The organism is Metamycoplasma auris 15026 (assembly GCF_000367765.1).
GTDB classification, from domain to species: Bacteria; Bacillota_I; Bacilli_A; order Mycoplasmatales; family Metamycoplasmataceae; genus Metamycoplasma; species Metamycoplasma auris_A.
Window position 1 is genome coordinate 21484 of the sequence record NZ_AORI01000004.1, and the last position, 8285, is coordinate 29768.

At 27.7% G+C, this 8285-nt stretch carries 5 protein-coding genes; 2 read left to right on the plus strand and 3 right to left on the minus strand.

What is annotated here, in order from left to right; translation table 4 throughout:
* Positions 1 to 32 precede the first annotated feature (32 nt).
* Together rsgA and MAU_RS00705 are read left to right on the plus strand one after the other, a co-directional pair.
* Positions 33 to 881 (plus strand): ribosome small subunit-dependent GTPase A, encoded by an 849-nt coding sequence (gene rsgA / locus MAU_RS00700; protein ID WP_004423555.1) that lies wholly within the window; start codon positions 33 to 35, stop codon positions 879 to 881.
* A 35-nt stretch (positions 882 to 916) separates the two neighbouring features.
* The gene (locus MAU_RS00705) at positions 917 to 1588 is read left to right on the plus strand and encodes a ribulose-phosphate 3-epimerase (protein WP_004423558.1); all 672 of its coding nucleotides are present in this window, start codon (positions 917 to 919) and stop codon (positions 1586 to 1588) included.
* A 49-nt stretch (positions 1589 to 1637) separates the two neighbouring features.
* On the opposite strand, the gene MAU_RS03375 is transcribed toward MAU_RS00705, so the two are convergent.
* The 3 genes from MAU_RS03375 to MAU_RS03615 form a co-directional block, all read right to left on the minus strand.
* Entirely contained in the window at positions 1638 to 4403 is a 2766-nt protein-coding gene (locus MAU_RS03375) for an MnuA family membrane nuclease (protein ID WP_004423562.1), read from the minus strand.
* 284 nt (positions 4404 to 4687) lie between these two features.
* Positions 4688 to 6553 carry an MnuA family membrane nuclease gene (locus MAU_RS03380; RefSeq protein ID WP_004423564.1) on the minus strand — a complete coding sequence of 622 codons (1866 nt, stop codon included), beginning with the start codon at positions 6551 to 6553 and terminating at the stop codon, positions 4688 to 4690.
* Between the two features lie 303 nt (positions 6554 to 6856).
* The coding region (locus MAU_RS03615) for a hypothetical protein (RefSeq protein WP_052000275.1) at positions 6857 to 8285 on the minus strand (1429 nt) is incomplete at its 5' end.

Below are 8285 nucleotides of genomic sequence, written 5' to 3' on the forward strand. Positions count from 1 at the left end.
ATAAAATAAGAGAAGTAAGAAGGAAGAAATTTATGAAGAGTGGAAAAATTATTAAATCAGTAGCTGGCTTTTTTGACATTAGGGATTTTTTGGATAAAAAAGTTTATAGAGTTAGAGGCGGCGGCAAACTTAGATTGCTTGATATTAAACCAATAGTAGGCGACAATGTTGAATTTGAAGAAGAAGGTTTGATCCATCATATTTATGGAAGAAAAAACTTCTTTATTCGTCCTAAGATTGCAAATGTTGACCAAGCTATTGTTGTCATGTCACTAGTTGAACCTGATTTTAGTGCACAACTTGTGGATAAATTTCTTATTATTATTGAAAGCAAAAATGTTGAACCTATTATTGTTTTAACTAAAAAAGATTTAACTTCTACTTCAAAAATTAATTTCTATATTGAACAAGGCTACAAAGTTTTTGAAATCAATTATGAAAAAAATACTGGCTTTGAGGGTCTTAGAGATATTTTTAAAAACAAGACAAGTTTCTTTGTTGGACAAACTGGTGTAGGAAAAACTACTTTAATTAATTATTTAGCAAAAACTAATTTTGAAACACAAGCAATTTCTAAGGCACTAAATAGAGGAAAACACACTACTAGAGAAGTAAGTCTTATTGAATTTAATGGCGGAGAAATTATTGATACACCTGGCTTTTCTTCCATTGAATTTGATTTGACAGTGGATGAAATGCCAACTGCTTTTAAGGCCTTTAAAGAAGCTTCAGTGCGCTGCAAGTTTCGAAGTTGCAAACATTACTATGAAGATGAAAAAGATTGCGAAGTTAAAAGACTTGTAAAAGCTGGCATTATTAAACAAGAAAGATATGATAACTACATTAGTTTCTTAAAACGTATGTTAGAACCTTCCTATTAATAAAATAAAAAAGGCATACTAAGGAGAATATAAAAATGCAATACAAAATAAGCCCATCAATTCTAGATGTGCAACCTGATAATATGGTTTCATATGTGTCTTCTTTGATTGAATGAGAAGTTAGCAATGTGCATTATGATGTCATGGATGGCATATTTGTACCAAATAAGGCTCTCGAGTTTGAAAAAATTCAAGAAATAAAAGAGAACTGTAAAAAGCATACAATGGATATTCATCTTATGGTTGCTGATGTTTTTAAATATTATGAAATGTATAAAGAAATTGGCGATATTCTAACATTTCATTATGAAGCTTTTAAAAACAAAGATGAATTTTTAAAGCTAGTTCAATTTGCAAAAAAAGATAAAATAAAATTAGGGCTGGCAATTAATCCAGATACAGATATAACTAGTATTTTTCCTTATTTAAAATATCTAGATTTAGTGTTAGTTATGAGTGTATTTCCAGGACTTGGCGGACAAGTTTTTATTGAAGGAACACTTCAACGTATTAAGGCATTAAAAGAATTTATTACACAAAATAACTTAGATCTAATTATTCAAATTGATGGAGGGATTAAAGGACATAATATCAAAGCTTGTTATGATGCTGGTGTAACTTTGGCAGTAGTAGGCTCATATTTAGTTAAAAACTTTTCAAAAAATGAAGTTAAGCGTTTAACTAATTGAGATAATAAAATTTGATAAAAAAATGAGCTTCTTTTAGTTTATAAGAAATCTCATTTTTTGTTTATTTTTAAGCAATTTTAAATGTTGCACTTATATAAGTGTGGTCACTTAAGACACCAGGTTTTCAAATATCTTTAGTGTCCTTAATTTCAACATTATGTTTTCTAAATAGCTTTCTAATTTCTTGATCTTTAACTACTTTATAAAGGTCAAATACTTGTTTATCTATTAATGCAAAATTTGATTTATAGAAGATTTTGTCATATGGATTAGTGTAGTTTTCACCTTTTCTGCCAAGTGAGGATCTATGTCTATGAGCATCATCAAATACTGCTTCATAACCACTGCTTCCTCCATTTCTTTTTAATCAATCAAATGCTAATTTTTCTTTTCCTAGAGGTATATTAGTATCTCCCCCAAAAAAGATACTTGCTTCTTTGTCACTTATATTTTTAAAATATTCTAAGACTTTTTCAAGATGTTTTGCTTCACGGTATTCAAATGTTCCCATACCATTTAGCATGTTTTCACCTAAGTCATCTTTAGCACCAGGACCATCAAAGTGGTCAAATACAAATGTCATTTTTTTATCAGGTTTTAATTTGTATCTAAATTGCACTCCATAAGGAGGTCTTGCATACTCAGCATTTTCATTATCTAAGAAGTCAGTGAAAATTTCTTTGTAGCTATAGCCTTTACTACCATTACTAAATTCAATAGGTTCAAATTTATGTTTGTTATAAATGATTGCAACAGCTTCGTCAGAACCACGATTAAACATACTTCCCTTTTCTTTATTGGATACAATGTATGAATACATGTTAGAAGGGCTTAGTTTGTTCATTTCATCCACAATATTCTTTACGCCATTAGGATTTTTAACTTCAGTTAAACCAAGAATATCAAACTTTTCTTTTTCACTTAGAAGAGCAATACGTTTTGTTTTATCTTTTTGATTATCATTTCCTGTAAATTTTAGGATATTTCAGTGACCAAGTTTAAATTCTCCATTTCCTAAAGAAATATTGTCTGTTGGAGGATTTGAAGGAGGAGTTTCAGAGTCATCGTCACTAGGAGAAGAAGAGTCATCATTTCTTGGCGGAGTTCCATCATTTGGTGGTGTTTCTTCATTACCATCATCTGGTTGTGGTTCATCTATTTCGTCATCAGTTCCATCTTTAGTAAATGTATATTCGATGCTAATTGTTGATTTATTTTCACTTTCTGATACTATTGGGCTACCATTAAATACAAATTTACCAACCTTGTAAGTAACTTCTAAATCAAAAGTTACAGTTACTGATGATGTATTTTCATCAGTGAACTCAGATTTATTTAGGATTTTATAATCTAACATTGCTGATAGATTAGTATATTCACCTTTTTTGTAAGTAGGTTTTGTAGCATTTACTAATTGACGTTCACCATCAATATTTTTTATCAATTGATTATAAGCATCATTTGTAAGTTTTAAAAACTCATATCTATCACCTGAGTAACTATCTCCGAGAGGAATTATGCCTTTTTTAGCAATTAGAATATGTTTAGTAGTTCTGTCATATCACAAATTATGATTTCCATCTAGGATTCAATGCACCATTTTACTATAGTTTTTATCACCTTGATTTTTTAATAGAGCATTGCCAAGATTGCTAACTATTTCTTCTTCCTTTTCACCAACTGTTGAACTTTCATCATCTGAAGGAGAAGATGGATCTGGGTCTTCAATAGGATCTGGTGCAGGCTTTGGTTTAGGTTTTTCAATTGCAGCTTCAGAGCTTCATATTTCCATTAATTCACCAGTTAGCTTAACTGATTCATTAATATGTGTATCAAGATGTTTCTTATATCTATCAAGCGCATCTTTAGTTAAATCTGCATAAGTGTCATCAAAGAGTTTTTTAGTATCAGAAGAGGCAAAAATCTCATTTCAAATTACTCTATTATCATTTCAATTTTTATCTAGAATTTCTTTAACTTTATCATCTAGGCGCTTATTTTCTTTTTCAATATCTTTAGATGAAGGATGAAGTTCAATGTCTAATCCTGACACTGAATCACGATACATTCTAGCCTTAATTTCTTTAATTAATTCAGAAACTATATCTTTTGTTATTTCTTCATTTAGTTTCTTGATTTCTTCTAAATAAGCATCAACTCATTTTTGTTGCTTTTCTAGATCAGCTGCTTCAGCTTTTTCAATATTTTTCTTATCAATTTGCTTTGTTAGAATATTAAATAATTCGCCAGTTAGTTTAGCTGATTTAATTGCATCTAACTTAGTTTTCTTTAGATATCATAAAAATTTGTAAACATATCTTTCCAATTCTTCTTTAGTTCAGTGAATATCAATATCTAGTCCAGAGGCTGAATCATTGTATATCTTAGGTAATATTTCTTTATCTCTTTTAGCCTTTTCAATTTCTTTGTTATATGGATTATCAAATAATATTCCTGTAATTTCAGCTGATTTTTTTTCTAATTTTGAAATTTCATTTTTATTAATTGGATTAATATGCATTCATGGAATTATTTCATTTGAATTAATAATTGCAGATGTTGTTTTTATGAAATTATCTTTCGTTGAAATAATCAAAGAAATATCCTTTGATTTTTTTAGTACCTCTTTAGCTTTTGTAATTTCTTTTTTTAATTTATTTATCTTACCTTCACTTAATGGATGTTTTTTATCTTTAATTCTATCTTCAATCTTTTTTATTTCTTTTTCTAATTTGTTTTTTTCTATTCTATCTTTTGATGGTATAGCTAAAGCAACAGTTGTGCCTACACTAACTGTTGCAATGCTAAGTAATAGCTTTAATTCTTTTGTCATGTCCCTTTTTTGCTTGTAAACCTAAATTTAAACCTTCAATATATTTTGCATTATACAAAAAAAAAAAAGGCCATAATTGCAAAAATCATCTCAAATTAAGTTGAAAAGTGCATTTTTATTAGGCAATTTTAAGGTCTTTTTTAAACAAATATTGCTAAATTAAAATAAAAAACGAGCTTCATTAGAAACTCGTTAAAAGTATTATTAAAACTTTTTTATTAGACTAAGTTATATTAATAAAAAGTAGATAAATGTAAATTAATAGTTTATCTGGTTATTTTATTTTAAGCAATTTTAAATGTTGCGCTTATATAAGTGTGGTCACTTAAGTAACTACCTTTTCTAATTAAGTCAATGCCATTAATTACTACATTGTTATCTTCAAACAGTTTTCTAAATGCTGAATCATTAACTACTTTATAAAGGTCAAATACTTCTTTTTTTATCAATTTGAAATTTGATTTGTAAAAGATTTTGTCATATGGATGAGAGTATCCAATTCCTTTACCATCAAGGGATGATTTATTTGCATCTGAATCATCAAAGACTGTTTCATAGTCACTGCTTCCGTTGTATTTTTTCAATCAGTCGAATGCTAATTTTTCTTTTCCAATAGGTATATTAGTATCTCCCCCAAAAAAGATACTTGCATTATCATCACTTATTTTTTCAAAATGTTTTAAGACTTCTTCAAGATGTTTTGCTTCTCGGTATTCAAATATTCCCATGCCATCTTTTTTTCCTTCACCTTTTTTAGAACCTGGTCCATCAAAGTGATCAAATACAAAAGTCATTTTCTTATCAGGATTTAATTTGTATTTGAATTGCACTCCATAAGGGGGTCTTGCATACTCAGCATTATTATTTCCTAAAAAGTCAGTGAATTTTTCTTTGTAGCTATAGCCTTGTTGTCCATTATTAAATGCAATAGGTTCAAATTTCTTTGTGTTATAAATGATTGCAACAGATTCAGCACTATTATTATTAAAAGTACTTCCTTTTTCTTTATTGGATACAATGTAGGCATACATGTTAGAATGGCTTAGTTTGTTCATTTCATCAACAATTTTTTGTACGCCTTCTGGCTTATTAACTTCAGTTAGACCAAGAATATCAAACTTTTCTTTTTCACTTAGAAGAGCAATACGCTTGGTTTTATCTTTTTGTTTTTTGTCATCGCCTGTAAATTTTAGAATATTTCAGTGTCCAAGTTTAAATTCTCCATTTGCTAAAGAAATATCACTAGAAGATTCAGACTCAAAAGAAGAAGGATCATCTACTGGTTCAGCAAATTCAGAGGGGCTATCTGAAGGAAGAAGTTCATAATCATCATAAAAAGAAGAAGAATCTAATGATTCAATAGTAGTGTATGAATCTGGAGTTCTAAATTTGGAATCATCCTCATATGGCAATATTTCTTCAGTTTGACTTATTTCAAAAGAAACTATAGATTGATTTTCTTCTTTAGAAACTTCAGGGTCAGCTCCTTGAATATACTTACCAACCTTATATTTGATTATTAATTCAAGCTTATTATTTCTGTTATCCTTAATCTCAAAATCTAATCTATTAGATAAAGATAATCAATCTTTGTTTTTGCCTTTAAATGTTGGGTTTTTAGCATTAATAAGCTGAATTGGACTTATTACTTTGTTTGTTTCTTCATTATTTTTTAATGTGAATATAACAACTTTATTTCTATGCTTACCAAAAGGTATTTCCCCTTTTTTAGATATTACAATATTTCTATCTTTTCAGCTGTATCATAAGTTATATTTGTTCTTATCCTTAAATAACTCAGTTAATGCAGAATGAGCTTCATCAGTATCATTAAATTCAAAAATATCCTTTAGATTACTTGCAATCTCATCAAGTTCATTGTTATCTTCTAGTGGTGTTTCAATTTCATCAAAATGTCTTTCTTTATTTGATGAAATTGAGTTAACTTCATTATTTAGTTTTTTTGTTTCTTTTTTAACAATGGGGTTTCAGTTTCCATCTTCAATGATTGATTTTTCTGATTTAGTAATTTTAGTTTCAGAAACTTTCTTTTTATTATCTTCTTTAGTATTACATGAAATTGCTAAAATAGGGATGCTAATTGTTGCAATGCTAGTGCTTAATAATAAAAATCTAAAACTTCGTTTCATATTTCTTATATATTATTAGTTTTCCTTCTCTTCTTTTTTGTTATTTTTGTTCTTTACTTTCAATCATTATTTTATTATTTGAATGAAAAAAAGATTATTTTTTGTTAGTTTTCAATACTAATTGAACTAAATGATTGAAAATATTGAAACATATTAAATGAGGAAAAATAGTTAAGAAAAAAGATTGATTTTTAATTATTACCAAATGAAAAAAGTTAAGAATAAACTAATTGGAAAATTAAAAATGACCAGATGGCCATTTTTAAGATGTTCAATAATTAACAAGACTAACAAGTTAGATTACTACAATTCAAAAACCTGGGTATAGGTTTTTTCTTTTTTAGTAACTTTATTATCTTCAGTAGTAATAAGTTTTCAACTTAGGATATATTTATTGTCTGATTCTTTTTTTAGAAGAATTCCTTTTCTTCTTGTATCCTTTTCAAAAATTCAACCTATATTTTCATTTTTACCATGTGTGTTAACTTGAGTTGGATTCTTTATTGATGCACTTATTTTAATTGCTTTAAAAGCATCTTTCTTTCCTATTTTAATTACACCTTTGTCTATTCTGATAGCTCCATCTTTATTAGCCTTAAGTGCTTTTTCAAATTCTTCTTTTAAAGCTTTTTTATCTGTTACTTCAAATAGATTTTTATTTTCTGAAGGTATATATAACTCAGGCATTTTATATATTTTAGAGCTATTTTTAGGAGCTATAGGCGTTACAGGGGCTGAGGGAGTACTTGGAGCTGCAGGAGGTTTTGGAGCTGCTGGCTTAATTTCAATTTCTTTGCCTTCTTCGATAATAAAAGCTTCAATATTTAGATTTCTTCAAAATCTATATTCTTTTATTTTTCTATAATCTTTTACCTTACCTCTTATATCAGCACCAGTAGGGCTATCTATAAAAATTTTATTTCATTTTTCAAGCTCTTTTTTTGGCTTAATTGAGGGCATTTCAGGAATAGCAGATTTGATTTGAATTTTTGATTCATTTGATATTGAAGAAATTATTGGTTCTTTATTTTTGCCTAAATCTTCGGCAACTTTATATTTGATTATTATATTTTCTTTCTTTTCATCAAAATTAAATACTAAATTAGTTGAGAGTTTATTCTTTTTGTATGTTGGTTTTTCATCATTAACTAGTCTAATTGGTTCTGCAACTTTAGAAGCTTTTTCATTAAATTCAAAAAGTATTCATTTTTTAGTTTTTGAATTTTTTCCGAATGGTGGCTCTTTGCCTTCTACCATTACAATATTTCTTTTTAAAGCATCATATCAAAGACTATATTTTTTACTATCTTCTTTAAGAAGTTTTAATCCTTCAATACTGGTTTTATCTTTTGATAAAACTAAAATATCTTTTAGGTTTTTAATAATTTCATCAAATTCATTATTTTTATTAGGTTGTGCATTGTTTGTTGGTGGAATATTTTCTTCTGAATTAATAATTGCTTCAACATTTAAATCTTTTCAGAAATCATATTCATTCTTTGATATTGAGGATATTTGGTTATTTGTAACTTTCTTTGCTTCTTCAACTTTTTTCTTTAAATCTTCTAATGCTTTTTTAAAGTCTTCAGGTTTTGTTCATTTTTCTTGTTCTTTTTTTGCTTCTTCAAGAATTTCTTCTAGTTTCTTTTTAACTTCTGGTTTTAAGTTGGTATTTTCTTTAATATCTTTTTCTAATTTAACAATTTCAGATTCAAATGCTTTTTTGCCATCG